The 25255-nt window shown below is 44.6% G+C and carries 24 protein-coding genes and 1 pseudogene; 13 read left to right on the top strand and 12 right to left on the bottom strand.

Features of this window, described 5'->3' with window-relative positions; genetic code table 11:
* Positions 1-255 precede the first annotated feature (255 nt).
* Positions 256-1089: a HEAT repeat domain-containing protein gene (locus ACBR23_RS24750; RefSeq protein WP_371115945.1), complete on the top strand. Its 834-nt coding sequence runs from the start codon at positions 256-258 to the stop codon at positions 1087-1089.
* Between the two features lie 3 nt (positions 1090-1092).
* Positions 1093-1716 (top strand): HEAT repeat domain-containing protein, encoded by a 624-nt coding sequence (locus ACBR23_RS24745; RefSeq protein ID WP_371115943.1) that lies wholly within the window; start codon positions 1093-1095, stop codon positions 1714-1716.
* On the opposite strand, the gene ACBR23_RS24740 is transcribed toward ACBR23_RS24745, so the two are convergent.
* Entirely contained in the window at positions 1705-1998 is a 294-nt protein-coding gene (locus ACBR23_RS24740) for a DUF2103 domain-containing protein (protein ID WP_340521907.1), read from the bottom strand. The two genes, ACBR23_RS24745 and ACBR23_RS24740, sit on opposite strands and share 12 nt — an antisense overlap.
* A gap of 365 nt (positions 1999-2363) precedes the next feature.
* Between ACBR23_RS24740 and ACBR23_RS24735 the strand changes: the two genes are divergently transcribed.
* On the top strand, positions 2364-2690 hold the full coding sequence (locus ACBR23_RS24735; protein WP_340521906.1) for an antibiotic biosynthesis monooxygenase: 327 nt from the start codon (positions 2364-2366) through the stop codon (positions 2688-2690).
* Between the two features lie 545 nt (positions 2691-3235).
* Here ACBR23_RS24735 and ACBR23_RS24730 read toward each other — a convergent pair.
* Positions 3236-4318 carry a class I fructose-bisphosphate aldolase gene (locus tag ACBR23_RS24730; protein ID WP_341737821.1) on the bottom strand — a complete coding sequence of 361 codons (1083 nt, stop codon included), beginning with the start codon at positions 4316-4318 and terminating at the stop codon, positions 3236-3238.
* Between the two features lie 218 nt (positions 4319-4536).
* On the opposite strand from ACBR23_RS24730, the gene ACBR23_RS24725 reads away from it, so the two are divergent.
* Both ACBR23_RS24725 and ACBR23_RS24720 read left to right on the top strand, forming a co-directional pair.
* On the top strand, positions 4537-7167 hold the full coding sequence (locus tag ACBR23_RS24725; RefSeq protein WP_371115942.1) for a M1 family aminopeptidase: 2631 nt from the start codon (positions 4537-4539) through the stop codon (positions 7165-7167).
* A gap of 188 nt (positions 7168-7355) precedes the next feature.
* The gene (locus ACBR23_RS24720; protein WP_341737823.1) at positions 7356-7772 is read left to right on the top strand and encodes an NUDIX hydrolase; all 417 of its coding nucleotides are present in this window, start codon (positions 7356-7358) and stop codon (positions 7770-7772) included.
* A 167-nt stretch (positions 7773-7939) separates the two neighbouring features.
* Here ACBR23_RS24720 and ACBR23_RS24715 read toward each other — a convergent pair whose 3' ends face one another.
* From ACBR23_RS24715 to ACBR23_RS24700, 4 genes are all read right to left on the bottom strand, one after another.
* Positions 7940-8422 carry a hypothetical protein gene (locus ACBR23_RS24715; RefSeq protein ID WP_340521903.1) on the bottom strand — a complete coding sequence of 161 codons (483 nt, stop codon included), beginning with the start codon at positions 8420-8422 and terminating at the stop codon, positions 7940-7942.
* 50 nt (positions 8423-8472) lie between these two features.
* Positions 8473-9621 carry an NAD(P)/FAD-dependent oxidoreductase gene (locus ACBR23_RS24710; protein WP_371115941.1) on the bottom strand — a complete coding sequence of 383 codons (1149 nt, stop codon included), beginning with the start codon at positions 9619-9621 and terminating at the stop codon, positions 8473-8475.
* A 183-nt stretch (positions 9622-9804) separates the two neighbouring features.
* Positions 9805-10248 (bottom strand): photosystem II protein PsbQ, encoded by a 444-nt coding sequence (gene psbQ, locus ACBR23_RS24705; RefSeq protein WP_341730612.1) that lies wholly within the window; start codon positions 10246-10248, stop codon positions 9805-9807.
* 143 nt (positions 10249-10391) lie between these two features.
* Entirely contained in the window at positions 10392-11243 is an 852-nt protein-coding gene (locus tag ACBR23_RS24700; protein WP_341737830.1) for an alpha/beta fold hydrolase, read from the bottom strand.
* Positions 11244-11274: 31 nt separating this feature from the next.
* On the opposite strand from ACBR23_RS24700, the gene ACBR23_RS24695 reads away from it, so the two are divergent.
* Entirely contained in the window at positions 11275-11469 is a 195-nt protein-coding gene (locus ACBR23_RS24695; RefSeq protein ID WP_371115940.1) for a hypothetical protein, read from the top strand.
* A gap of 8 nt (positions 11470-11477) precedes the next feature.
* Here ACBR23_RS24695 and petA read toward each other — a convergent pair whose 3' ends face one another.
* Positions 11478-12467: a cytochrome f gene (petA, locus tag ACBR23_RS24690; RefSeq protein ID WP_371115939.1), complete on the bottom strand. Its 990-nt coding sequence runs from the start codon at positions 12465-12467 to the stop codon at positions 11478-11480.
* Between the two features lie 193 nt (positions 12468-12660).
* Positions 12661-13203 (bottom strand): cytochrome b6-f complex iron-sulfur subunit, encoded by a 543-nt coding sequence (petC, locus tag ACBR23_RS24685; protein WP_340521894.1) that lies wholly within the window; start codon positions 13201-13203, stop codon positions 12661-12663.
* A 213-nt stretch (positions 13204-13416) separates the two neighbouring features.
* Between petC and ACBR23_RS24680 the strand changes: the two genes are divergently transcribed.
* Both ACBR23_RS24680 and ACBR23_RS24675 read left to right on the top strand, forming a co-directional pair.
* The gene (locus ACBR23_RS24680) at positions 13417-13734 is read left to right on the top strand and encodes a DUF3067 family protein (protein WP_371115938.1); all 318 of its coding nucleotides are present in this window, start codon (positions 13417-13419) and stop codon (positions 13732-13734) included.
* Positions 13735-13979: 245 nt separating this feature from the next.
* Positions 13980-14288 carry a carbon dioxide-concentrating mechanism protein CcmK gene (locus ACBR23_RS24675; RefSeq protein ID WP_341737834.1) on the top strand — a complete coding sequence of 103 codons (309 nt, stop codon included), beginning with the start codon at positions 13980-13982 and terminating at the stop codon, positions 14286-14288.
* Positions 14289-14524: 236 nt separating this feature from the next.
* Here the strand turns inward: ACBR23_RS24675 and pip are convergent, their stop codons facing one another.
* From pip to ACBR23_RS24660, 3 genes are all read right to left on the bottom strand, one after another.
* Positions 14525-15472, bottom strand: coding sequence for a prolyl aminopeptidase (gene pip, locus ACBR23_RS24670; protein WP_371115937.1), 948 nt, complete (start codon positions 15470-15472; stop codon positions 14525-14527).
* Between the two features lie 50 nt (positions 15473-15522).
* Positions 15523-16353: a twin-arginine translocase subunit TatC gene (tatC, locus tag ACBR23_RS24665; protein WP_371115936.1), complete on the bottom strand. Its 831-nt coding sequence runs from the start codon at positions 16351-16353 to the stop codon at positions 15523-15525.
* 114 nt (positions 16354-16467) lie between these two features.
* Entirely contained in the window at positions 16468-17427 is a 960-nt protein-coding gene (locus ACBR23_RS24660) for an NAD(P)-dependent alcohol dehydrogenase (RefSeq protein WP_371115935.1), read from the bottom strand.
* Positions 17428-17818: 391 nt separating this feature from the next.
* On the opposite strand from ACBR23_RS24660, the gene ACBR23_RS24655 reads away from it, so the two are divergent.
* The 4 genes from ACBR23_RS24655 (at position 17819) to ACBR23_RS24640 (ending at position 23607) form a co-directional block, all read left to right on the top strand.
* Entirely contained in the window at positions 17819-18916 is a 1098-nt protein-coding gene (locus tag ACBR23_RS24655) for a DJ-1/PfpI/YhbO family deglycase/protease (RefSeq protein WP_371119861.1), read from the top strand.
* A 166-nt stretch (positions 18917-19082) separates the two neighbouring features.
* Positions 19083-20537, top strand: a complete 1455-nt coding sequence (locus ACBR23_RS24650) for an N-acetylmuramoyl-L-alanine amidase (protein WP_371120960.1) — start codon at positions 19083-19085, stop codon at positions 20535-20537.
* 172 nt (positions 20538-20709) lie between these two features.
* The gene (locus ACBR23_RS24645) at positions 20710-22740 is read left to right on the top strand and encodes a family 10 glycosylhydrolase (protein WP_371119859.1); all 2031 of its coding nucleotides are present in this window, start codon (positions 20710-20712) and stop codon (positions 22738-22740) included.
* Between the two features lie 165 nt (positions 22741-22905).
* Complete coding sequence (locus ACBR23_RS24640) at positions 22906-23607, top strand: rhomboid family intramembrane serine protease (protein ID WP_371119858.1); 702 nt, start codon at positions 22906-22908, stop codon at positions 23605-23607.
* 150 nt (positions 23608-23757) lie between these two features.
* Here ACBR23_RS24640 and ACBR23_RS24635 read toward each other — a convergent pair whose 3' ends face one another.
* A complete protein-coding gene (locus tag ACBR23_RS24635; RefSeq protein ID WP_371125696.1) occupies positions 23758-24912 on the bottom strand; it encodes a calcium-binding protein in 1155 nt (384 codons plus the stop codon).
* Between ACBR23_RS24635 and ACBR23_RS24630 the strand changes: the two are divergent.
* Positions 24893-25255, top strand: a pseudogene (locus tag ACBR23_RS24630) (hypothetical protein); the annotation flags it as partial. The gene ACBR23_RS24635 and the pseudogene ACBR23_RS24630 sit on opposite strands and share 20 nt — an antisense overlap.

The following is a 25255-nucleotide window of genomic DNA, read 5'->3' as shown; positions in this document are numbered from 1 at the left end:
TAAGCGCAATTGCAATATCTTTTATAAGGGTAGTTGTTTTGAGCGTGTAGAGGTGATTTGATAGCACCTTTGAGAGTTTTCGGATTCATTCAAGAATCCCCGTGGCTTCAGCCCTGGGGAGTATCAACAACTTTCGTCCGCGCCACGCGAGACTAAGAATGCAACTAACCCGCGCAGGCGGGTTTTGTCTGTGTAGAAGCGAATTCTATTCGCCCAATATTTGCCTAAAATTATGAATAAAATTAATCAAAAATTATGGATTATTATGAATCAGACTCACCGCCAGCGGATGTAGCTAGCGGCGAGTCTTTAACGTTAGAACAGGCGATCGCCAATCTCCGCTCCCAAGATTACAGCCTCCGCTATTACGCTGCATGGTGGGTGGGCAGATTTCGAGTTAAAGAACCGAGAGTGATTGCAGCTCTAATTGCTGCTTTGCAAGAAGAATCGGAACAAACAAAAATTGGCGATTATTCTCTGTTGCGAAATGCAGCGCGAGCTCTGGGAAAATTGGGTGACAAACAAGCATTGCCGGCACTAATTCAGTGCTTGGAATGTGAGGATTATTACGTGCGGGAAGCGGCGGCTCAAGCTCTAGAAATGCTGGGCGATCGGGATGCGATCGGGGCACTGATGAAACTATTAGATGGGGGAGTGCCAGCAGCCGTGCGCGTGCCGGGAAAATCCCACTTAGTGCAACCCTATGACTCAGTAATTGAAGCTTTGGGGACCCTGCAAGCTGAGGAAGCGCTACCAGTAATTCAACCTTTTTTAGAACATTCTGTCGAGCGGGTACAGTACGCGGCAGCGCGGGCGATGTATCAGTTAACTGGGGAATCAGTTTACGGAGAACGGTTGGTGACTGCTTTGAATGGGGATAATTTGCAGTTGAGACGATCGGCTTTAATGGACTTAGGGGCGATCGGCTATTTGCCCGGAGCTCAAGCCATCTCTGAAACTTTAGCCGAAAATAGCATGAAATTGATTGCCCTAAAAGGAGTTTTGGAGCATCATCTCCAACAACAAGCATCACTATCTTTGTCCGATGAAGCTATCCATGTGATGAACTTAATGGATAGCCTTTTATAACTTATGACTAATCAACTAATTCAAGCTGTAGAACAAGCAGATTCTGCCGAGGGCTTGTTAAACTCAGTCAAAGCACTGGCAGTCGCTGGCTCAAAAGAAGCAATTCCCACCTTAATTACAGTGCTCGGCTACAACAACCCAGGGGCAGCAGTTGCCGCCGTGGACGGGCTGATTCAAGTCGGAGAACCTGCCGTACTTCCCCTGCTAGAACAGCTTGATGGCTACAATTACGGAGCCAGGGCTTGGGCGGTGAGAGCCTTGGCGGGCATTGGAGACCCCAGAGGTTTAAATATTTTGCTCGATGCAGCAGCCAATGACTTTGCTTTGAGCGTGCGACGGGCGGCGGCTAGGGGTTTGGGAACCATTTGTTGGGAACTGATGCCCGCAGCACAAATTCCCGAAGCTCAAAAAAACGCATCCCAAACGCTGCTGCAAGCCTCCCAAGACCCCGAATGGGTGGTGCGCTACGCAGCAGTAGGTGGTTTGCAAGCTTTGGTTAGTGCTGCTGTTCAACCGGATTGGCTGTCGCAAGTTTTGAGTAGACTTGAGGAAATAGCCTCTGGTGATGAAACTTCTTCAGTTAGGGCACGGGCCATGCTTGCTCAACAAAAATTGTTACCGGGCTAGGGTTTGGGCGATCGTCTCTTCCAAGTCCCCTTGACCGAGAGTGGTTAATATAAAGACTTCTTGTACAGTTTTGCCCTGTCTGGCGATGATTTTAAATCCCCCACGGATGGGTACTGACACTCTTAATGTCATGTGCGGGATGTGACCTTTAACTTTGTTAATGACACCGGGAGTAATGGTTTGAATGCCAATTTTTTGAGTCAGTCGCTCTAAAATTGGTATCAATCCGTCAAGATGGGTAGAGTGATTCCAAACTAAGCGGCCTTTAGATTGTGGGTTCATAGCTTTTTTACCAATTCAACATACCCAGTCTAAGCCACCCCCGACGGTGAGGAATTGTCAATTCCCTGAACTTACCCATCAATTAAGACGTGATTAATTGCTCAAACCATTGTTTTGACTGCTTTTGCCTTCCTGTTCCCATTTTTGAGCCTGTCATAAAAATAAATGAAATCTTGGCAAGGCTCAATTGTAGCTCAGAAAAAGCAGTCATCAACCTATTCACAGTCAATCGTCAACAATCATTTCTGAGTGCTAGGGCGATCGATATTTAAATTGGAAACAATTTTACAAAATGTCAAGTTCACAAAATTAGGCGATCGACTCTGATAAAATTTAGTCGAGACAAATTTTTTGAGCAAAGACCTATGTCAGAATTTCTAGACTTTCTCAGACATCAGTTTGCCTACGTTGCGGTTGGGGAATTTAAACCAGGCAAATTTAAAGCAGCAGAAGAACTTTTTGAAAAAGCGGTTGCAACTTACGTCACAGGTTTCAAGGGCGCATACTTGCTGCAATTACCTAATACAGACAAAGGTATTGCGATCGTTTTTTGGGAAAGCGTAGATGAAATGGCTGCTAACCATAGCGAAGCTTATCAGGAAATCTTAAATAAAATGACGCCTTTGTTTGTGAAAATACCAGACAGTGATGTTTATGAAATTGTTAGTGAAATTAAGCCAAAAAGTGAATAGACTTGGCTGTTGGGTATGTTGAATTGCTACTGGACTGAGAATATGGTAATGGGTAATATCAAATCCGGTAGCATCGTCCTGTATTCATCTCTCTTATCTCCCTCTGTGTTCTCTGCGTTCTCTGTGGTTAAATCATTCCGATGCAACCGGAAACAATATAATATCGAATTGTAGGGGAGCATCCCGATTTTGCATAGGCGAAGCATGACCTCCGTAAATCTCTGGTTATAACTAATAAATTGTCTGCGGTCATGCTTCGCCCCTACGAATATATTTACAAAACACAGATGCACCCAATTGTAGGGTGCGTCATGTAAGTGTTTTGAACAATTTAGGTGTTGGGGATTTGACGAACCTTACTTTTAATTGATAAGTAGAAGGAAGAAGGAAGAGGCCACCCCCCCCTGCCCCCCCCAAGGGGGGAAGATCGATGTGAAGAATAGCAAACCAGTCAGTTTTTGAGCGATTTGGATCTTGCATTTAATTAGGTGGACTTACTTACTAGCCTCAAGAAGTCTGGCATCGGGATATTCTATGGCAAGATTTTAGGCTATAGAAATTTTAGGAGACAGGTAAACGTCTTGAATGGCGTTAAATAATTTTACCCCTTCTTCAAAGGGTCTCTGAAAGGTTTTACGTCCAGAAATTAAACCGCAACCCCCAGCGCGTTTGTTAATTACTGCCGTGCGAATGGCTTCTGCAAAATCGGTTTTTCCTGAAGCACCGCCGGAATTAATTAAACCCATCCTTCCCGCATAACAGTTGAGGACTTGATAGCGAGTGAGATCGATCGGGTGATCCGTCGTCAAATCCGAATAAACCCGCTTGTCGGTTTTGCCGTAACTGTTACCGCTAGCTTTAGCAACAGCTTCGTAACCGTGGTTGCACTCTGGTAATTTCTGCTTAATAATGTCAGCTTGAATTGTCACACCCAAGTGATTTGCTTGGCCAGTCAAATCCGCTGCAAGGTGATAATCTTTGTCTTGTTTAAAGATGTCGTTGCGGAGATAACACCACAGAATTGTCGCCATTCCGTATTCGTGAGCATGAGCAAAAGCTTGACTGACTTCTTGGATTTGTCTGGTGGATTCTGGCGACCCAAAATAGATTGTGGCTCCGACTGCAACGGCTCCCAAATTCCAAGCTTGTTCGACGGAAGCAAACATTATTTGGTCGTATTGATTGGGATAAGTTAGCAATTCGTTGTGATTTAGCTTGACAATGAAAGGGATTTTGTGCGCGTATTTACGAGATACACTTCCCAAAACTCCTAGGGTAGTGGCGACAGCATTGCATCCGGCAGAAATTGCTAATTTAATGATATTTTCGCTGTCAAAATAGATGGGATTGGGTGCGAAAGAAGCGCCGGCTGAGTGTTCGATTCCTTGGTCTACGGGCAGGATAGATAAATAGCCGGTATTTGCCAAGCGTCCGCTAGAATATAGTTGCTGAAGAGAGCGGAGGACTTGAGGCGATCGATCGGTTTGAGCGAAAATGCGATCGACCCAATCCGGGCCGGGTAGGTGCAATAAATCTTTAGAAACTTTCGCTTGATAGCCCAGCAAGTCTTCTGCTTCATCGCCGAGCCAAGACTCGATGGAATTGGAAACTGATAGTGTAGCTGTCATACAGATTTCCCCTTCAATTTCAATGGTAGGCTGATGATTGTAGTCATTAGCCTTGCTGGTATTGTAGCAAAAAAATCCTAGTTGCCATCCGGGGGAATATCAGGAAAGTTTTTAATCAGATTAGAGACAAGAGCAACTTTGACGCGCTACTCTAGAATAAGCTGGCAGCTCAACAGCAGCTCAAGTACCAGCGATCGATTCACAACTTCGCCATCAAAATGTCACACATATACTTTGATTCTGACAACGGTCACAAATCCTTTGAGATGCCCGGTGCTCGGCCGCATTACAATCCCGATCGCCCCGGTCAAGTAGAGCATATTTTCCTGGACTTAGTGCTGGATATTCCCAAACAAAGCTTTCACGGTACTTGCAGCGTCCGCATCAATCCAGTGCGCAGCGGTATTGACAAATTAACCTTAGATGCCGTTAACCTAAAAATTAAATCAGTAAAAGTCGGCAACATCGAGCAAAGTTTTGAGAGTGATGGCGAATTTCTAGAAATTCAACTACAAGAACCAACAGCAGCCTACAAACCAATTACTATTGCGATCGACTATGCAGTCGAAAAACCCCAGCGAGGTCTTTATTTCGTCGGTCCAGACAAGCACTACCCCGATAAACCAACTCAAGTTTGGACGCAAGGCGAAGATGAAGATTCGCGCTTTTGGTTTCCCTGTTTCGACTATCCCGGACAACTGGCAACTTCCGAAATTAAAGTACAAGTTCCCAAACAACTTTTTGCTATTTCTAACGGGGAATTAATCAACACAGAAACCAAGGGAGATGATAAAATTTATCACTGGTTGCAAAAACAGGTTCATCCCAGCTATTTGATGACTTTAGCTGTGGGAGATTTTGCGGAAATTAAAGATGAGTGGAACGGCAAACCTGTTAATTATTACGTGGAAAGAAGCCGGGAAGCTGATGCCAAACGCACCATGGGCAAAACGCCTCAAATGATTGAATTTTTCTCTCAGACATTTGGCTACCCTTACCCGTTTCCGAAATACGCTCAAGTCTGCGTGGATGATTTCATCTTCGGGGGGATGGAAAATACTTCGACAACTTTGCTAACAGATAGGTGCTTGTTAGACGAACGCGCTACTCTTGATAATCGAGGTTCGGAAAGCTTGGTTGCTCATGAATTAGCTCACCAATGGTTTGGCGATTTGGTAGTCATCAAACACTGGTCTCATGCTTGGATAAAAGAAGGCATGGCTTCTTATTGCGAGGTGCTGTGGACTGATAAAGAATACGGCAAAGAAGACGCGGCTTACTATATGTTAAATGAGGCGCGCAATTATTTAGCTGAAGATAGTGCTCGCTACCGTCGCCCGATGGTCACTCACGTTTACCGGGAGGCGATCGAATTGTACGATCGCCATTTGTACGAAAAAGGCGCTTGCGTATATCACATGATCCGCGCCGAGTTGGGCGATGAGTTGTTTTACAAAGCTATTCAGACTTTTGTCCAGGACAATGCTCACAAAACTGTAGAAACTATTGATTTGTTGCGGGCGATCGAAAAAGCGACTGGCCGCAATTTAATGTTTTTGTTTGACCAGTACGTTTATCGTGGCGGTCATCCAGATTACAAAGTTGCTTATTCTTGGGATGGAGATAACAAATTAGCGAAAGTTACTGTAACCCAAACTCAGATCAAAGAACCGAAAAATGGGAATGCTAACAGTAAGGATGTATTCGATCTCAAAATTCCGATCGGCTTCGGTTACAAGCCGGAAAAATCAGACAACGATGAGAGTTCTGCATCCTCTGGGCCGAATCTGAAAACTTTTACAGTGCGCGTCTACGAACGGGAGCAAAGTTTCTATTTTCCTCTGGAACAAAAGCCAGCATTCATTAGTTTTGATGTGGGAAATAAATACTTAAAAACAGTTAGTTTAGAGTTTCCGGTTGCCGAACTAAAAGCTCAGTTACAATTCGATCCTGACCCTGTTTCCCGGATTTATGCAGCCCAAGCTTTGGCGAAAAAGGGAGGATTGGAGGTCGTGCATACGCTGTCAGAAGTTCTGAAGAAGGAGCCGTTTTGGGCGGTGCGTGCGGAAGTTGCAGGCTATTTAGTAGAAATTAAACTCGACCAAGTTTTTGAAGGCTTGGTAACTGGTTTGAAGGATAAAGATGCTCGTGTTCGCCGTGCTGTGGTGGGGGCGCTGGGTAAAATCAAAACTCACGACAGCTATAAAGCTTTGAGATCTATTGTTGAAAAAGGGGATGCTAGCTATTATGTAGAAGCAGCCGCTGCGAGTGCGATCGGGGGAATTGCAGGGGCTAACCTCGATGAAAAACCGACTGACGAACAGGTACTGAAAGAGTTAAAATTGGTGCTGAAAGAGCGTCAAGGGTGGAATGAGGTGGTGCGATCGGGGGCGATATCCGGTTTGGCGCAAATGAAAACCTCTGAAGACGCGCTGCATCTGATTTTGAAATACACAGCCATTGGTACTCCCCAAGCTTTGCGCTTGGGTGCAATTCGTGCTTTGGGTACAATTTCAACAGGTCAAACTAATATCAATTTAGAACGGATTTTGCAGCGGCTGGCAGAATTGTCTAGAGAGACCTTTTTCTTGACTCAAGTATCTGTAGTTGCAGCATTAGGACAAATGGAAACTCGCAAAGCAATGCGGATTTTGCGTGGTTTGGCTGACCAAACTCCCGATGGCCGTGTCCGTCGGATGGCTGATGAAGCTGTGCAAAGAGTGCAGAAAAATGCTGGTTCTGATGCAGCAGTGAAGCAGTTGCGTGAGGAATTAGACCAGGTGAAAAAGGATAATCAAGATTTGAAGAGTCGTTTGGAAAGTTTGGAGGCTAAGTCGAAACAAGATTAGGTTAAGTAGATAAACCTAAAAAACCCGGTTTCTTCGATAAATTTCGATTTATGTGAGATATTGAGGAAGAAACCGGGTGTTTGACATCGTGCGTAAGTTATGTAAAATCTGGGTGCAATTTTTGTTTTTAGTTTTCAACTGTCAATTAAGTTGAACCAGTTTTTGCATGAAAATATGTTTCATAAATAATGAGTACCAGAACAATTGTATTGGTGGAACAATCGGGGGTAATTCCCTACCGCATTATGGACGGTAAAATTGAAGTAATGTTGATTACTTCTTCGGGAGGTAAGCGTTGGGTAATTCCGAAAGGTTTGATTGAACCTGACATGACTCCCGAAGATTCGGCGGCAAAGGAAGCTTGGGAGGAAGCAGGTGTATTGGGTCGAGTGTTTCCAGATTTGATGGGGACTTACGAATACTATAAGTCTGGTTGTACTTGGCAAGTAGATGTATTTTTACTGCAAGTAGAAACGGTGGTGAAAAATTGGCCGGAAGCTTATAAGAGAAAGCGGCAGTGGGTGAGTATTCCTAAAGCAATTAAGCGGGTTGATGAACCGGAATTGAAATTGATTCTTGGGGGTTTGCCGCCTAGATTTTGGTAAAAATGAGTCCGGCGGTTGAAACCGCGTCTTGTCAAACAAAGTCCGCCTGCGCGGACTAAGATAAGAAGTAAATTAAGGCTCAAAAAGTCTACACAAACAAAGTCCGGCGGTTGAAACCGCGTCTTGTCAAACAAAGTCCGCCTGCGCGGACTAAGATAAGAAGTAAATTAAGCATTAGCTGACAGGAAAGGAAGGCTTTCTGCTAAGTTATCTTTAACTTCTATTCCCTGTTTCATCGCCCAAAATTGGCTCAAAAAGTGGATTTGGCGCAAGCCAACAATTAAATTTAAACCAGGTATGAAAATCCACCAAACTGTTAGTGGTTCTTTGATTCCTTCTTGGCGATACAGTTCGTTTACTGTGTTGTAAAGTTTGAATTGTACGATGTAAATCCAAGCAATGCCTAGGAAGGAAAACCAACCAAACCATCCGGGAACGTCGGGATCGTAGATTCGCAAAGCTTGGGGAATGGCTACTCCTAACACAAAGGGTAGCAAGCAGAGGGTTCCTGACCACCCGGTGCCGTTATAGCGGCGCAACTCTTCTTGAATAATCCATTTATACCATCCGTAGTACAGCAGCAAGGTGGCTGCGGATAGCAAAATTACTTTCCACAAGGAGCGGGGTTTACCTAAAGGTTTTTCGGACATATTGAAAGTAAGAGATGGATGGCAATCTTGATTATATTAAGATTTGTTAATTATTGCAAAATCATTTCTCGAATTGTGCGTGCTGTGGCGGGGGCGAGTAATACGCCGTTGCGATAGTGGCCGCTGGCGATGAGGATGTTGCTGTTACTGGAAAGTCGATCGATAATTGGTGCGGGTCGTTTTTCCGGGCGTGGGCGCAAACCTGACCATTGCTTGATAATCTCGGCTGTTGCTATGGCTGGACAAAGGGCGATCGCCTTTTCCATGACTTGCTGCAACATATCAGCATTCGCCTGAATTTCCTCGCTATTTACCGGAAACTCCACCGTCGCCCCTACCCAATATTCCTGATTTTCCAATGGCACAATATGGACGTCATTGCAAGTAATTACTGGGGCAAAATCAGGATTTTCTAGAGGTTTGGGCGATCGCAAATGTAGCGCTTGTCCTAACACCGGCCGAATGTCAACCAATTGATTTAATGATGCGGTTAAAGCCGAAGAACCTAAACCAGCAGCTACAATTAGCCAATCGAATTCTAAATTTTCTACATTTGTTTGAATCTGACATTTTAGACCATTTTCAATCACAGGCAAGATGTCTGTTCCACAAGGCTCTACATTGGTTGTGGCGTGGGTATCTTGTCCGCCCATGAGGCCTTGAACTTCTACCCCAAAGTCAAAATTAACTCCTTTGAGCTTAGCAGCCTCAACTAAAGCTAAAGTCAGGGCTGTGGGATCGACTTGTCGATCGCGAGGTGAATAAATAGCACCAATAATAGGATGATTGAGGTTAAGATGAGGATTGCGATCGCGCACTTGCTCCACATCCCAAATTTCCAATTCCCAACCTTGAGACTGGCGAGTGGCTTGCAACTTTTCCCACTTACTGAAATCCTCTCCCTCGGAACAAAGCATCAAAATTCCCTGTTTGTTAAAAGGAATTTTCCGCCCCGTCATTGCTTCTAATTCAGGAATCAGAGTTTCGTAATGCTGAAGGCTAGTTTCTCTTAACTGCCAATTTCTGCCCTTGGTTTTGTGGCTAATTATTCCCATCAACACACCGAGGGCTGCACCGGTGGATGCTTGTGCTGGTGGCTGTTTGTCGAATACCGTGATTTTCAGTTCGGGATAGTGGCTCAGTTCAAAGGCGATCGATGCTCCGACAATACCACATCCAATAATTGCAATACGAACCATTCGATTTGAGATTTTTGATTTTGGATTTTGGATTTTAGATTTTACTTGTTACCAGGCAGAGCCTGGTAACACAGATCCGGAGGCTCTGCCTCCAATTTGACTACTCTCAGAGCGAGGCAGAGCCTCTGGACATGGGTTCCCAGGCTAGAGCCTGGGAACCAGTAAGCAGTAGCTCGACAGTGATTAAGCTTTAGGAATTAGCTGCAAGAAAGCATCAAAATCCTTGACTGCTTTTTGATAGCTGCTGGTAACTTTTGCATAGTCAAGATCCTTAGCAGCAATATCAATATTCACCAAATCTGCAAACAAACTCTTGGTTAAATCAACGGCTTGTTGTTGATCTTTAGGTAACAAACTTACAGATACGGTTTTCATTGCGCCCCGCAAGTCCCCCAGAGGACCATGAATGTAAGTTCTGGTATCAACCCAGTTGCGTTTTTGAATTAGAGTTCCCAGGTTATCCATGCGCGATCGCAATTCTGTCAGAGTAGGAACATAACGCTGAATTTGCTGAACCTGCGCTGCTGTGTAAGTGGTGGGAACTTTTGCTTCCACACTGCTGCAACTTACGAGAAATGCCATCAGAAATGACATCATTAAGGCAAGGATTGAACGGAGACGAATCATGTCGATTTTAGATTTTAGATTTTAGATGGCTCGTTGCGATCGAATACAGGTCCTACGGAAAGATCGTTCCCCGGCTCTGCCTGGGAACGCATATCCAGAGGCTCTGCCTCGCTCACCGAACACCGAAAGTGAGGTACAAAATGTTAGTTTACCTCTTTTCGGCGCAGAAAACCAATTAGAGCATCACCAACTTTTTCTGACCAATGTTCTTGAGGATAATGCCCTGCTTGTTCCACTTTGACCAACTCTGCATTTGGCAAGGAACTAACTAACTTTTGAACTGGTTCCACACTCAGCCAAGGGTCGGTTAATCCCCATACAAATAAGGTTGGTCTAGTCCATGCTGAAAATCCTGATTCAATTTCGGCCATTGACTGTGGCAATTGAATGTTGCGGACTGTGTTCATGAGCGATCGCCCCGCATCGGAACTCTTCAAAAATGGACGGCGATAAACATCTAAATCCTTGTCTGATATGATTTGGCGACAGCCACCTTCTAAGGTTCTGTCCACCAAAAGTGGGTCTTGGGTCATCATATCACCAATAAAAGGCAGTCCTAATTGCTGCATTTTCCAAGGTAATTTTATATCTGCTGAAACAGGTGTATTAATGACTGCTAAACGTTCAATTTTATCGGGGTTGCGCAGGGCATATTGAATGCCTGCGGAAGCTAAAAATCCTTGGACTATTAGGTAAAATTTGTCTATTTCTAAAGCTTGAATAAAATCAGCTAATGCTTCAACAAAAGCATCGGGAGTGTAGGCAAAGTCGCGTTTGTCTGGTTTGGTCGATCGCCCATAACCGATCCAATCTGGTGCGATCGCCCGAAACCCGTTTGTCGCTAAATCGGGCATGATAGCAGTCCAAGTAAAACTCTGAGATGGCAAACCGTGCAGTAACAGCACAGGATCTTTATCAGTTTTGTTAAGCGGATTTGTTTCTCGATAAAACCATTCCAGGGACCCGGACTGGATTGTCTTTTCGTCAATTGACATTATTTTAAGAATGGGGAATGGGGAATGGGGAATGGGGAATGGGGAATTGGGAATTGGGAATTGGGAATTGGGAATTGGGAATGGGGAATTGGGAATTGGGAATTGGGAATCAGAAACGGCTAAAGCATCTTGGCAGTTGGTATCTATCAAACAAGAGGGCGGGGAACACCCGCCCTCATTACCTAGTAGTAGAATGTCTAGGACACTTTACTGGCGATCGAGTTAAAGCCACTCTTAGAAATTCATTTCAGCAGCTTGAACTTTTTCGACCTGTTTCTTCTTGAGAACCAGCATGATTTGAGCCAACATGGTCAAGGCCAAGAAAGCCATCAACCCTTTAACGCGATCGGCACTTTGCAGCACAATCTCAACATCTTTTTGACCAAACCCGCCCACATTAGGATTGTTTGTCAAAGCTTCACCTGCTGTCACAGTTTGTCCTTCAGAAACAAGCAGTTCAGGGCCCGGAGGAATTGTCTCAACAACTGCTTCACCTTCTGTCGGTAGAATTGTTACTTCATAACCGCCATCTTCTGGTGTGGAAATTTTAGAAATTGTACCAGCTACCGAAGCATTATAAACAGTATTATTGCTTTTTGCGCCAGTAGGATAAACCTGACCGCGACCGCGGTTGCCGCCGACATAAATTAGGTATTTACCAAAGTGAACGGACTTGTCAGTTGCTGGATTTGGCGACAAAACTGGGAATACCAATTCTTTGTACTGATCTCCTGGCAGTGGGCCCACTAAAACAATATTTTCTTGGGTTTCGCTGTAAGGTTGGAAGTAAAGATCGCCGACTTTTTCCTTCATTTCTTCAGGAATTCTGTCTTCGGGAGCAATTTTGAAACCTTCGGGCAACATCACAACAGCGCCCACATTCAAGCCACCTTTGCTACCATCGCCAACTACTTGTTGAACGTTGGTATCGTAGGGAACTTTGACAATAGCTTCAAAAACTGTGTCCGGCAAAACAGATTGGGGTACTTCTACTTCGGTGGGTTTGGCGCCGAGGTGACAGTTAGCGCAAACAATTTTGCCCGTTGCTTCGCGGGGAGTCGCGGGTGCTGTTTGCTGAGCCCAGAAAGGATAGGCAAGTGCTGCTTGGGGAAGTGCGATGTCGCTGCTGAGGAAAAATGCGGCGGCGGCGATCGCAACTATGGCAGTTTTGGCGATCGTCCGAACACTGCGACGAAAAATCGCAGATAAATTAATTTGTGGCATCAGAGTATTCAATCTCAAAGGTCTAACAATTTAGTCATTGGTCATTAGTCATTTGTCATTGGTTATTAGTCCTTGGTCATTAGTCCTTGGTCCTTGGTCATTAGTTGTTAGTTATGCGCATCGAAATATTTCCCAACTCCGACATTTTTACCTACTAACTAATGACTGCTGACTGCTGACTAATGACTAATAACTATGACCACCAAGGGGCTTCCCCGGTGCGGAAGTCAGTTTCTGTCCAAGGAGTAAAAGCCAGCTTGTCATCTGCGACAGTGGCGTGGGCCAGGGCCAGAGACAAAGGTGCTGGACCCCGTACCACTTTGCCCTCACTGTTGTATTGAGAACCGTGGCAAGGACAGATAAACTTGTTTTCGCTAGCATTCCAAGGTACGACGCAGCCCAAGTGAGTGCAGACTGCATTGATGCCGTATTCGGCCACAGATAAGTCTTTTTCCACCACAATATAAGTGGGGTCTCCTTTGAGACCTTGAGCTAGGCTACGATCGCCCGCGGGATGGGAAGCCAAATATTCACTGACTACGATGTCGTTACCCAGGGCATCTTTAGCTGTTACCCCGCCACCTGCGGCTCCACTCGAAGGAGGAATAAAATAGTTGACAACAGGATAGAGTGCGCCCAGTGCCACACCTGTGACAGTACCGAACGTCAGCAAATTCATAAATTGGCGACGCCCCATATCGGGGACATCGGGATTTCCAGCAGAAGTTTGAGCCATGACCTGCCTTTGCGTTTTTAAGTTACGTTTGTTTGCGAGCTGTAGCTGTGAATCTGTTATGTGCAGACAACGGCAATCATTGCGGTCTGCTTTCACTTTCATCTCGGCTGTGAAAATTCCTTTTAAGAATGCAGCTTCCAGCCTTTATTAGAGTATTATTACATTTTTTGAACTTTGTCTTTTATTGTTTAAGAAATTCACTCAGGAGAAACCATGACGGGCAAGGATTTACACCAGCTATTAATACAAAAATGGGGAAAATCTTACGATATCAGATTGCGGCGGACGCGGGGCAAGATTTTTGTCCAAGTTATGTGGAGGTATCTGGAACAGGTGTCTTTCCCGATGACGGAGGCTGATTATTTTGAGCATTTAGACGCAGTGGCCAATTACCTCAACGGCTGGGGAAGCAGCGCACAGGTGAGAGAGTATATTGAGACTACTCGCGATCGCCCCCGTTTGGGCAAAGCTGTCAGCGTCCCTCTAGATTTGGGGGAAAGAGCCTCGGAGTGGCTGCTGGACGAGTTTTGAATTTGTCAGTTGGCAGTTGACAGTTGGCAGTTGACCGTTGTCTGTTGTTAAGTTGTTGTGCATTTAAGTTCTATATTTCGATTTCATATCAAAAATCCTCTCCCCCACTCTCCCCCTCTCCCACTCTCCCACTCCCCCCATCGAACCCTCTCCCCACCGAGTACCACAACCTGCGACATAAAATCGGCAACACTTTCACATACAATGAGTTTCAGATATCCCGTGAAATTTAGGAGAATGTTGTAATGGGTGTTGCAGTTGGAATGGTTGAAGTCTTAGGACTTCCTGCTGCGGTAGAAGTTGCGGACTCAATGGTGAAAGCAGCCCGCGTTACTTTAGTTCGCTATGAGAAAATCACCCGTGCTTACTGGACAATTATAGTTCGAGGAGATATATCGGAAGTACAAGCCGCCGTTGCTGCGGGGATTGAATCAGTTAAAAAGGTCGATGGTGGAAAGTTGCTATCGTATCATATTATTGCTCGTCCCCACGAAAATCTGGATTACATTTTGCCCATCGGTTACACCCCAGAGGTTGAACAGTTCCGAATGTAGTTAAGGTTTTAGCAAAACTTTGATGTGGAATTTTAACATTTACTATTATAGAGACGCGGGCGATCGCATCTCTATATTTTTTAGACCAATAATTTAAAATTAGCAATTAACCCTTACAGCACTTACGCATGGGGGGTCAAAAACCCGGTTTCTGCGTGAATATCTGTCGAAAAAATCGACGATTTTTGGAAGAAACCGGGTTTTTTGCGTAAGCCCTACCTTAGCAATTTGGATGATTACCAGTCTGCAAACTTATCTGTTGCCTCGATTAAACAGGTGCGAATTCCCGGTTCGCTCATCGAATGCCCAGAATCAGGAACTATAATAAACTCAGCTTCAGGCCAAGCACGATGCAGTTCCCACGCCGATATCATCGGACAAACAACATCATATCTTCCCTGAACGATAACCGCCGGAATCTTGCGGATGCGATCGATATTTAAAAGCAATTTATCTTCCGGCTCTATAAATCCCTTGTTAATAAAATAATGGCACTCAATTCTGGCAAACGCCTCCGCAAAAGCATCAATTCCAAAGCTGTTTTGTATCTCTAAATCTGGAAATAATCTACTCGTACTCCCTTCCCAAATTGACCAAGCACGAGCCGCTTCTAATCTAATTTGAGCATCTGGACTCGTCAAGCGTTGATAATAAGCTGTTAGCAGATCATCCCTTTCATTGATGGGGATAGGTTTAACATATTCCTCCCAAGCATCCGGGAAAATACAACTTGCACCTTCCTGATAAAACCAGTGAATTTCTTTTTTTCTCAGCATAAAAATACCGCGCAAGATTAAACCTTTACAACGGTCAGGATGGGTTTGACTGTAAGCTAAAGATAGAGTGCTTCCCCAACTACCACCAAAAACAACCCATTGTTGAATATTTAAATATTCTCGAAGTTTCTCAATATCGTTGACTAAATCCCAAGTTGTATTTTCTTGCAATTCTGCATGAGGTTTACTTTGACCGCAGCCTCGTTGGTCAAACATGACCAAACGCCATTTTTGCGGGTCAAAATATTGTCTGTAAAAAGGCGGACATCCACCTCCAGGACCCCCGTGTAGCAATACAATAGGTTTTCCCTCTGGGTTTCCCGACTCTTCAAAATGAATGGTATGGAGGTCAGAAACTTTGAGTTTTCCTTCGTTATAAGGTTGTCTGGGCGGGTAAAGTTCTCGCATTTTTTCAATTATTCATAATTAGAACGTGTTTATTTTACATCATTAAGAAATCAGCGTCCTAAAAGCTTCACCAAACCTATTCCTCCAAAGTAAAGAGCTAACACTGCACCTCCTAAAAGACTTTGAGTCAAAGGGTCAGTTGAAGGCGTTAACACAGCTCCCAAAACAGCCGCTCCCAAGATTACATAGCGCCAACCAGACAACATTTGCTTAGAAGAAACTATCCCTAAAATACCTAGCAAAACTTGGACTATCGGGATTTGAAATGCTAAGCCAGTGCTGAACATTAATAATAAAACAAATTCAAAGTATTTGTCGATCGACCATAATTGCTCTACCACATCAGCGCCGTAGGTGACAAAGAAGTTCAGCGCCGCCGGAATCAAAGCGATGTAAGAAAATACTAATCCACCTAAAAATAGGAAACTAGAACCGAAGAAAACAGGGCCGAGCAACCCGCGTTCTTTGCGAGTTAAACCTGGGAGCACAAATAACGCTATTTGGTAAAAAATAAACGGACTGGCGATTAACAAACCGCTGTAACCAGCCACTTTGATCGAGACAAAGAAATACTCTCCGGGAGCTAGTTGCAAAAATTTGACTGCTCCTGCGGGTACTTCTAGCAATTTAACGATCGGTCTAACATACAAAAAGCAGCCGACTATACTGATTACTACTGCAATTAGTGAATAGAAAATTCGCCATCTTAATTCTTCTAAATGCTCGAACAAAGACATCTCAACTTCGTCGGGGAGTTCGTCGAGAAATTCGTTTTCCAAGTTGCGGGAACCCATGAAACCCTCTGCGATTGGCATAATGCTGGGTTCGAGGTTGTTGTCAAAATTTTGTTCGGATGTCTCCAAGTCTGAGGGGGATGTCATAAGGAATGGGGAATGGGGAATCGGGCATCGGGCATCGGGCATCGGGCATCGGGCCCAAAAGCATTGGCTTCAGTTATTATAACCAACAAATAACAGCCAACTACTGACTAATGACTACTGACTACTGACTTTTTCAATGCTAATCGCAATTTTGCCAACGGCGCGCCCCGTTTCGCTGTAAGCGTGGGCTGCTGCTACTTCTTCGAGGCTGTAAGTGCGATCGACAATCGGCTCAACTTCACCAGACTCGATTAATTCCCGCAAACTCCCTAAATCGCTGGGATTAGCGTTAGCTACAATTAATTTAGCTTTTTTGCCAGACATAAACAAGCTTAAAAACATCGGCGCAAGGTTCTCGAAACTGGGCAAAGTCGAAATATAAACTCCCTCCGTTTGCAACACATTTTCGCAGTCAGCAAAGTTTTTTTTGCCGACAGCATCCAAGATTATATCATACTTTTGTGTTTGTTGAGTAAAGTCAACTTCAGCATAATCCAGAACAATATCTGCTCCCAAACTCTGCACAAAATTTAGATTCTTGGCACTGCAAACTCCTGTAACTTCCGCCTTCATCGCTTTCGCAATTTGGACTGCAAAAATGCCAACTCCGCCGGAAGCACCATTAATCAATACTTTTTTTCCAGCTTGAATTTCACCCAAATCCCGGAGTGCTTGCAAAGCAGTTAAACCTGCAATTGGTACTGCTGCTGCTTCCGCATGAGTAACGTTTTGAGGTTTAATTGCCGCAGTAGATTCTGGTACAGCGCAGTATTGGGCACAAGCGCCACCACTCAGCGGATTTAAGAAAGTATAAATCTCGTCTCCCGGTTGAAATCTGGTGACATCTTGACCAACTTCCACTACAACTCCAGAGATGTCTGAACCGACAATGCGAGGAAAGTTAAATCCTGACAATAGTTGCAGGTGTCCTTGCCGGATTTTCCAGTCTACGGGGTTGACGCTGCTAGCGCGAACTTGCACTAGCAGTTCATCTGGTTTGATTGTTGGCTGTTCCACTTCTCGGTATTGCAATACCTCAATGTCGCCGTAGCGATCGAACACAACTGCTTGCATGGCAAATTTTTAGATTTATTTCAAATATAACGCTCTATCCTGTATAATTATTATATAGCAACGCCAAATCATTTGTGAATTTCTTACTCCCTCCCCTTGGGTTCGGGGAGGGTTGGGGTGGGGTAAAAATATTTACGACTCATTGCTATATATACCTCTTCTCTTTCGTTTGTGAAGAAGATTTCTTTTTTTTTACCGCAGAGGGCACAGAGAGCGCAGAGGTAGAGAAAAGATAGAGATTATGTGTTTTGAGATTATTACTATAAAGTACCTCTAAAGACTCACTGTTCAACCTTGGATATTTGCCCTAATTTATCACTTTAGCCAGAGGTTGAGCAAAATGTCAATGATTTATCTTTAAAATAACCAGATAGTCTGAGGCAAACTGATTATGACAACAAATAATGGAATCCCAACAAAACGAGTTGCCATACTCATAGAGAATGGAGTTGAAGATTCCGAGTTTTTAGTTCCTTATAATGCTTTAAAACAAGCAAATTTTGATGTGGTTGTCCTCGGTTCTCGCACCAACGAAAAGTATGCAGGAAAACTGGGCAAATTAGCCATGCAAGCTGACGGAACTACTACTGAAGCAGTAGCGACAGAATTTGATGCAGTGGTAATTCCTGGCGGTATGGCTCCCGATACTATGCGGACAAATCCTAATACCGTGGCATTTGTCAAAGAAGCTTTTGAAGCAGGAAAACTCGTGGCGGCTGTTTGTCACGGACCACAACTTTTGATTGAAGCTGATTTGCTAAAAGGCAAAAACGCCACAGGTTTTTTGGCAATTAAAACTGACATGATTAATGCCGGCGCGAACTACATTAACGAAGCTTTAGTCATTGACGGCAATTTAATTACTTCCCGGCAACCAGGAGATTTAGCAATATTTACCACTGCAATTTTATCTAGACTTGGTTACGGTGGTAAAGAAGTCGGTTTACCCGAAGAAACTGACAGCAATGCAGAATGGTGGAAATTAGCTAATGCCTGGGGTGGTTCCACCCAAGGTGATATTGTTAAAGGTTTGAATACCGCCTTGGCTGGGGAACGCTATGCTTGTGAAGCTTTTGAACATTATGCGGAAAAAACGCAAGATAGCGAATTGCGATCGCTCCTGACAGAAATGATTCAAAATAAACAACACCACATCATCGCCCTAGAAAGTCGTCTTAACGATTTCGGCGAAAAACCTTCGATTCCCGCCCAAATTGCTGATAAATACGCTAAGTTAAAAGCCTCGGTGCAAGGAACAGATGAACTGTTCTTGTTACGCAGCACTCTGGGGGATTTACAAACAGGGGTTGTCGATATCAACCACCTACGGGCTAAGTTTACCGATCCGGTATCAACTGCCATTTTTACAGAGATACAATCAGATTTGTCTAAATGCGAGCAAGCCGTTGCTAAAGTCTACCGCGCCCACGCTCTTTCCCAGGAAATTAAAGCTCCCAAACCTTCTACTAGCCCCGCTGTAAAAATGTAATCAGCACGCGGTTAAATAAGTTTGCAGTTGCACGGAATCAGAAATGAGTCAACGTGCAACTGCAAACTTGTGCTGTAAAAAATTAAATTTACTGATTTCAGGTAAAATAAAACCTAAGACTGAAAAGCAGGTACTCAAATAACCACACGGTGGAGGGTTTTATTCAATGGGTTCTATATTCGTTTCTGCCGGACACGGCGGCTTTGAAGGAAATCAGCGCGATCCAGGCGCCATGGCTTTTGGCACCACCGAAGCCCAGGAACTTATGCTAATTCGGGATTTATTAGTACCTGAATTACGGCGACGAGGCCTAGAAACTTTCTCGGTCCCAGATACTCTGAGTTTAGTGCAAACTATCGCTTGGATCAACGACCGCTGTCGCGCCGGAGATGTCGCTCTAGAAATGCACGCCGATGCTTTTTCTAATCCGCAAGTTCGCGGTGCCAGTGTGTTTTATATTGGCAGTAATCCTAAGCGAAAAGCTGATGCTGATTTAATCTTAAATGGCTATTTGCGACGTCTCCCAGGTATGGTCAGTCGTGGTTCAAAAGCAGACACTGAAGCCGGTGTTGGTAGTCTGGGATTTTGTCGGCGAGTGGCCATCCCTTCTCTGCTGATAGAGCTCGGTTTTTTGACTAATATCGATGACTTGCGAACTTTTCAAACTCGCCGCCCGGATATTGCTCTCGGATTGGCTGATGGACTCGAAGCTTGGTTAAAAAATACGGGTTTGAAACCCTTACCGACACCCACACCCACACCTACACCTCCACCCGCACCTACACCTCCACCCACACCTACACCTCCACCCACACCTACACCTCCACCCACACCTACACCTCCACCCACACCCACACCCATAAGTTATCCACCAATTAATATCAACATTAACGGTGCACCCCACGAAGAGAAAGGTATTTTGGTGAATGGAAATGCTTTTGTTCCGTCAGAAGTTCTGGATATTTTTGATATCGAACCCGCTGCGCTTGACAGGCGGATTACTTACAATGGAATTGTATTTGTGCGAGCGATCGATTTGCGCGATCGCGATATTGCCGTAGCCTGGGATCAGTCCACAACCTCCGTATCCCTGCGATCGCGCCGCGATCTCCTTTCAGGAGTCGGAAAAATCATAAATCGCGGTCAAACTACTGCCCAACAAATGACAGTATTCCTGACCAAAAACAACAGCAAAGCCCTGGCAGAATTTCCCAATTTACCTCAAATTTACATCCAAGAAGCAGCAGCAGAAAGCGTCAACCATGACCTAGCATTTTGCCAAATGTGTGTAGAAACAAATTTTCTCAACTTTGGCGGTTCTGTGAAACCGGAACAATTTAACTTTGCTGACATGGGAGTCATCAACGCTACCAGTTCCGGCCTCTCCTTTCCCGATGCCCGGACAGGAGTCAGAGCTCACATTCAGCATCTCAAAGCTTACGGTAGCACAGAACCAATCAACCAACCTTTAGTTAAAGAAAACCTGCGTTTTAAATTTGTCAAGCGGGGTGTCGCCCCCACGGTGAATGAATTGGTAGGACGCTGGAATGCCGACCCCCAATACGCCCAAAAAATCCTGAATACAATCCGGTTGTTGTATGAAAATGCTGGTTTGTTATAACTAAGATCTTGCACTAATATCAAGAACAGGCTCTCCAGCCTGTTTTTGATATTAGTGAGTTTTCTTTCTCGTTCTTTCTCGTTACCAGGCTCTGCCTGGTAACGCAGATCCAGAGGCTTCGCCTCAACTAAAAAAAAATTCAGATGTTAATTTTAAATCCCTCAATATAATTATGGTTTCCAACAGTATCAGCTTCTCCGACATTGAAAATCATTGGGCGAGACAATTCATTGAAGGCTTAATGGAACGAGCAATTGTCAGCGGTTTGCCCGATCGCACTTTTAGTCCTAACACTAACTTAACCCGCGCCCAATTTGCCACCATAGTCAGCAAAGCATTTCCCACACCAGACAAACAAACATACCTACCCTTTGCCGACGTTCCCACTACCTACTGGGCAGCACCAGCCATTCAAACAGCATTTAAAAGAGGCTTTATATCTGGCTATCCCAATAATTTATTTAAGCCAGAAAATAAAATTACCAGAGTCGAGGCATTCTTGGCTTTAGTCAGCGGTATTTTCGACGCAAATACTGCCCCGCCGACCAATCTTGTCCTATCCAACATCTATCAAGATAGCACAGAAATTCCCAACTACGCCAAAAGTGCGATCGCCCTCGCAACTCAATCAGAAATAGTCGTCAATTATCCCAACTTAAAATTATTAAATCCCGCTGGAAACGCCACACGAGCCGATGTTTGCGCCTGGGTTTATCAAGCATTAGTTTATTTAAAAAGAGCGCCCAAAATTCCCTCACAATACATCGTAACCATCGGCAAAACTCCCCCACCACCACTACCAACAGTGCAAGTCAGTCATCAGCGAGAATTTCGCGCAGCCTGGGTAACAACTGTATGGAATATTGACTGGCCATCCAGCGCCAAACTCTCAACAGAACAGCAAAAAAACGAACTGCTGAAAATCCTTGACAGATTAGCAGACATGAATTTTAATGCTGTCATCCTTCAAATCCGACCATCGGGAGATGCCCTTTACGCATCAGAATTAGAACCTTGGAGTGCTTGGCTGATAGGAACCCAAGGAAAGCCCCCCCAACCTTATTATGACCCTTTAGAATTTGCCATTACTGAAAGCCACAAACGCAACATAGAAGTTCATGCTTGGTTAAATCCCTACCGCGCCAAAGTTTCTAGCAAAACCCCCGCCACCGTCAGTCCTCACATCTCAGTAACTAATCCCGAATGTGTTTATGCTTGGGGCGATCAATTGTGGATGGACCCCGGAATTCCGACAGTTCAAGACCGGACTTACAAGGTAATTCTAGACGTAGTGAAGCGCTATGATATAGATGGTATTCACTTTGACGATTACTTCTATCCTTATCCGGTTGCGGGCAAAGAATTTCCTGACAGCAAGACCTACAATAATTATCGATCGCAAGGAGGGAAACTGAGTCTGGGAGACTGGCGTAGGGAAAATGTCAATAGCTTAATTAAAAGAGTAGCAGAAGGCATTAAGTCCAGCAAATCTCATGTTAAATTTGGCATCAGTCCCTTCGGCATTTATCGCCCAGGACAACCACCGGGAAGTCGCGGTTTAGATACTTACGAAGAACTTTATGCTGACTCGAAAAAATGGTTAGAATTAGGTTGGGTAGATTACCTAACTCCGCAACTTTACTGGCGCATAGACGAAACTGCTCAAAGTTATCCAATGCTGTTAAATTGGTGGGTAGCAAACAACCCTAAACAAAAACATATTTACGCTGGAAACAACTTAGGCTTACTTGATGGTAATAAGTGGACGGTTGCCGAAATCAACAAACAAATTCAGATCACACGAAACCTAGATAAAAAGTTAGCGCTGGGCAATATATTTTTCAGCATGAAATCATTTACTGACAATCGCCAGCAAATTTATGATAATTTAAAAGCGACTACCTATGCCAACTTGGCACTGGTTCCGGCGATGCCTTGGCTAAAGGGAAATCCGCCACCTACTCCGACAGGAATTGAAGTCAAAAAAGTGGCAAATAACTATGTTTTGAGTTGGAACAATTCAGCCGCAAATAATATCTGCTCTTGGACAATTTATCAGAAAAATGGTAATAGTTGGAAATTGATGAGAATTCTGAATGGAGAGACAGCAGAAATAGCAATCCAACCGGGAACCTATGCTTTGTGCGCCGTAAGTAGAATGGCGGTGGAAAGTGCGGGAGTTGTGGTAGTTATTAGTCAATAGTAATTGGTAATTGGTAATTGGTAATTGGTAATTGGTAACAACAGACAACAGTCAACAGTCAAGCCTGAACCCTGAACCCTCAGCAATTATCTTCCTCTAGACAGGAGACATCCTGAGAATAGATGCGCTATCCTAGGGTGAATATTTTAATCACAAAAAAATCCTATGGTTCCCTTGCGCGATGAAAACCCAACACGCATCACTCCCTATGTCACCTATGGACTGATTGCTGCAAATGTGTTAGTATTTTTGTACGAATTAACTTTGGGCGATCGCCAATTAACGCAATTCTTCTACTCCTGGGCCGTAGTACCTTGTCAGCTAACTAATATCTGTCGAGTTTCTCTACCCGCTTCGCCCTTTCCCGAATGGACAACGCTAATTTCTTCCCAATTCCTACACGCTGGCTTTCTGCACGTCGCCGGAAATATGTTATTTCTCTGGATTTTTGGCAACAATGTGGAAGACCGTTTAGGACACATAAAGTTTATAATATTTTACCTTACTTGTGGCGTTTTAGCATCCCTAACTCAGTGGTTTTTTGCCTCAGCATCGGCTATTCCTTCTCTGGGTGCTAGCGGTGCGATCGCAGGTGTCATGGGAGCTTATATTCTACGATATCCCCAAGCCAAAGTTCTAACATTACTCCCCTTGGGAATCTTTATTACTACTGTCAGAATACCTGCTTTCTTTTTTCTAGGATTTTGGTTTGTACAGCAGGCATTTAACGGCCTTGCTTCTTTGAATGCGCCCGCTAATGTGGGTATGGAATCTGGGGGAGTTGCCTACTGGGCCCATGCTGGTGGGTTTGTTTTTGGTGCTATTCTTGGCCCTTTGTTGGGGCTGTTTTCTGAAGATTCGGAATGATTTAACCACAGAGAGCGCAGAGAACACAGAGAGATCTCAGAGAGATGAATAATTCTGCTGAAGAGAGGATTTGATATTATTGGTTATTTGTGATTTGCAGGGTCAAGCAAATCACAAATAACCCGTAACCACTAACTAATGATTTTGTTTCTAGATGAAAGTAAAGTCAAATCCTGATAAAGAAGAAACGCCTGTTACACCGTTTAACTTCGCCAAAATCCGAGAATCACTGCCAGTGACATTATTGCCATTGCCATCATAAATGATGTAAGTGTTGCCACCAGTGTCATAGGCAAATAAGAATGCTGTTCCTCCTAAAATATTAGATGAAACTGTTGTTTGCACGGGGAGTAAAACTTGGTTAGTGCTGCTGACATTCCCGAATCCGGGGGCAAAATTAAATTGATCGGCGATCGGCACTCCCAGACCAGTAAAATCTGTAATTAAATCATATCCACCTGCTGCGATCGCAGCATTGATTGCCGCGGAAGAAGCAGCATCAAACACCGGCCCTCCTGAATCAGGACTGGTATACCGGAATTGATTGCTACCACCGCCACCAGTCATAGTATCGACCCCTGGGCCACCTATGAGTACGTCGTTATCCACACCGCCGTTAATCGTATCGTTGCCACCTCTACCGTCGATCGTATCGCTGCCGGCCAAACCGTTAAAATTATCAGCCAAAGAGCCGCCAATTAGATTGTTTGGCCCGCTATCTCCTGGCAATATTTGAACGGTGACAACACCGGTGCCTGGAGTTGTGCCGAATCCATCGCTGATGTTGTAGCTAAAAGTAGTGCTACCGGGTACATTACCGGGGATGAATTGCACCTGAGAGACTAGATTTACGGCTATCCCCAGTTTCGGTGTGCCGACGTTGATGATGTTGAGTTTCCCATTTTGCGGGCTGACATCGTTGGCTAGCACGTCGATGAATGTGGGTAGCAAATTGTTCGTATTTGTGAATACGATGCCGTCATCAACTGCGATCGGACTTAGGTTAGTTGGAGTAGTTACCGATGTATTGAAAGAATTGATGTTAATTGCGACTGCTGCTGCTGCTGTGCCACCCTGTTCGTCAGTGACGCTGTAGCTGAAAGATCCCGCTTGTCCGATGACATCTGTTGCGGGTGTGAAATTCAGTCCGACTAATTCTTGAACGGTCAATTTTTGGTTGACGGCGATCGGGATTGTACCAGTAACCACTAAACCGAATTTAGGATTTGGCAGTTGGGTGACAGTGGCTGACACGGACTGGCCCTCCGGGTCACTAGGGGCGGAAATGCTTAGAGACAGAGGCAAATTCTGGAAACCTGTTATCGTTTTGCCACTTTCGACGATGGGCGGCTGGTTAGGAGTTGGTGATGGAAAAGCCGGTGGAGTTGGACTCGGCAAAGTGGGAGTTGGGACGATGGAAGAACTCGGACTTGGACTCGGACTCGGACTCGGACTCGGACTTGGAACCAGTGTTGGTAATGTTCCTGGTGTCGGACTCGCGGTTGTCCCTGCTGATGTTGTGGGTGTAGGAGTTGTGGTTGCTGGTGTAGGAGTTGTGGTTGCTGGTGTGGGAGTTGTGGTTGCTGGTGTGGGAGTTGTGGTTGCTGGTGTGGGAGTTGTGGTTGCTGGTGTGGGAGTTGTGGTTGAT

Source organism: Microcoleus sp. (assembly GCF_041354475.1).
Taxonomy (GTDB): domain Bacteria; phylum Cyanobacteriota; class Cyanobacteriia; order Cyanobacteriales; family Microcoleaceae; genus Microcoleus.
Note: the sequence above shows the minus strand (reverse complement) of the source record. Positions and strands in the feature narration are given on the sequence as shown.

Coding starts and splice junctions, on each gene's coding strand:
- ACBR23_RS24715 (WP_340521903.1), bottom strand. CDS start 8,422: ATGTCCGAAAAACCTTTAGGTAAACCCCGCTCCTTGTGGAAAGTAATT.
- ACBR23_RS24655 (WP_371119861.1), top strand. CDS start 17,819: ATGACAACAAATAATGGAATCCCAACAAAACGAGTTGCCATACTCATA.
- ACBR23_RS24700 (WP_341737830.1), bottom strand. CDS start 11,243: ATGTCAATTGACGAAAAGACAATCCAGTCCGGGTCCCTGGAATGGTTT.
- ACBR23_RS24725 (WP_371115942.1), top strand. CDS start 4,537: ATGTCACACATATACTTTGATTCTGACAACGGTCACAAATCCTTTGAG.
- ACBR23_RS24735 (WP_340521906.1), top strand. CDS start 2,364: ATGTCAGAATTTCTAGACTTTCTCAGACATCAGTTTGCCTACGTTGCG.
- ACBR23_RS24650 (WP_371120960.1), top strand. CDS start 19,083: ATGGGTTCTATATTCGTTTCTGCCGGACACGGCGGCTTTGAAGGAAAT.
- pip (WP_371115937.1), bottom strand. CDS start 15,472: ATGCGAGAACTTTACCCGCCCAGACAACCTTATAACGAAGGAAAACTC.
- ACBR23_RS24645 (WP_371119859.1), top strand. CDS start 20,710: ATGGTTTCCAACAGTATCAGCTTCTCCGACATTGAAAATCATTGGGCG.
- ACBR23_RS24675 (WP_341737834.1), top strand. CDS start 13,980: ATGGGTGTTGCAGTTGGAATGGTTGAAGTCTTAGGACTTCCTGCTGCG.
- ACBR23_RS24710 (WP_371115941.1), bottom strand. CDS start 9,621: ATGGTTCGTATTGCAATTATTGGATGTGGTATTGTCGGAGCATCGATC.
- ACBR23_RS24745 (WP_371115943.1), top strand. CDS start 1,093: ATGACTAATCAACTAATTCAAGCTGTAGAACAAGCAGATTCTGCCGAG.
- ACBR23_RS24640 (WP_371119858.1), top strand. CDS start 22,906: ATGGTTCCCTTGCGCGATGAAAACCCAACACGCATCACTCCCTATGTC.
- ACBR23_RS24680 (WP_371115938.1), top strand. CDS start 13,417: ATGACGGGCAAGGATTTACACCAGCTATTAATACAAAAATGGGGAAAA.
- petC (WP_340521894.1), bottom strand. CDS start 13,203: ATGGCTCAAACTTCTGCTGGAAATCCCGATGTCCCCGATATGGGGCGT.
- petA (WP_371115939.1), bottom strand. CDS start 12,467: ATGCCACAAATTAATTTATCTGCGATTTTTCGTCGCAGTGTTCGGACG.
- ACBR23_RS24720 (WP_341737823.1), top strand. CDS start 7,356: ATGAGTACCAGAACAATTGTATTGGTGGAACAATCGGGGGTAATTCCC.
- ACBR23_RS24740 (WP_340521907.1), bottom strand. CDS start 1,998: ATGAACCCACAATCTAAAGGCCGCTTAGTTTGGAATCACTCTACCCAT.
- ACBR23_RS24695 (WP_371115940.1), top strand. CDS start 11,275: ATGGGGAATGGGGAATTGGGAATTGGGAATTGGGAATTGGGAATTGGG.
- ACBR23_RS24730 (WP_341737821.1), bottom strand. CDS start 4,318: ATGACAGCTACACTATCAGTTTCCAATTCCATCGAGTCTTGGCTCGGC.
- psbQ (WP_341730612.1), bottom strand. CDS start 10,248: ATGATTCGTCTCCGTTCAATCCTTGCCTTAATGATGTCATTTCTGATG.
- ACBR23_RS24660 (WP_371115935.1), bottom strand. CDS start 17,427: ATGCAAGCAGTTGTGTTCGATCGCTACGGCGACATTGAGGTATTGCAA.
- ACBR23_RS24750 (WP_371115945.1), top strand. CDS start 256: ATGGATTATTATGAATCAGACTCACCGCCAGCGGATGTAGCTAGCGGC.
- tatC (WP_371115936.1), bottom strand. CDS start 16,353: ATGACATCCCCCTCAGACTTGGAGACATCCGAACAAAATTTTGACAAC.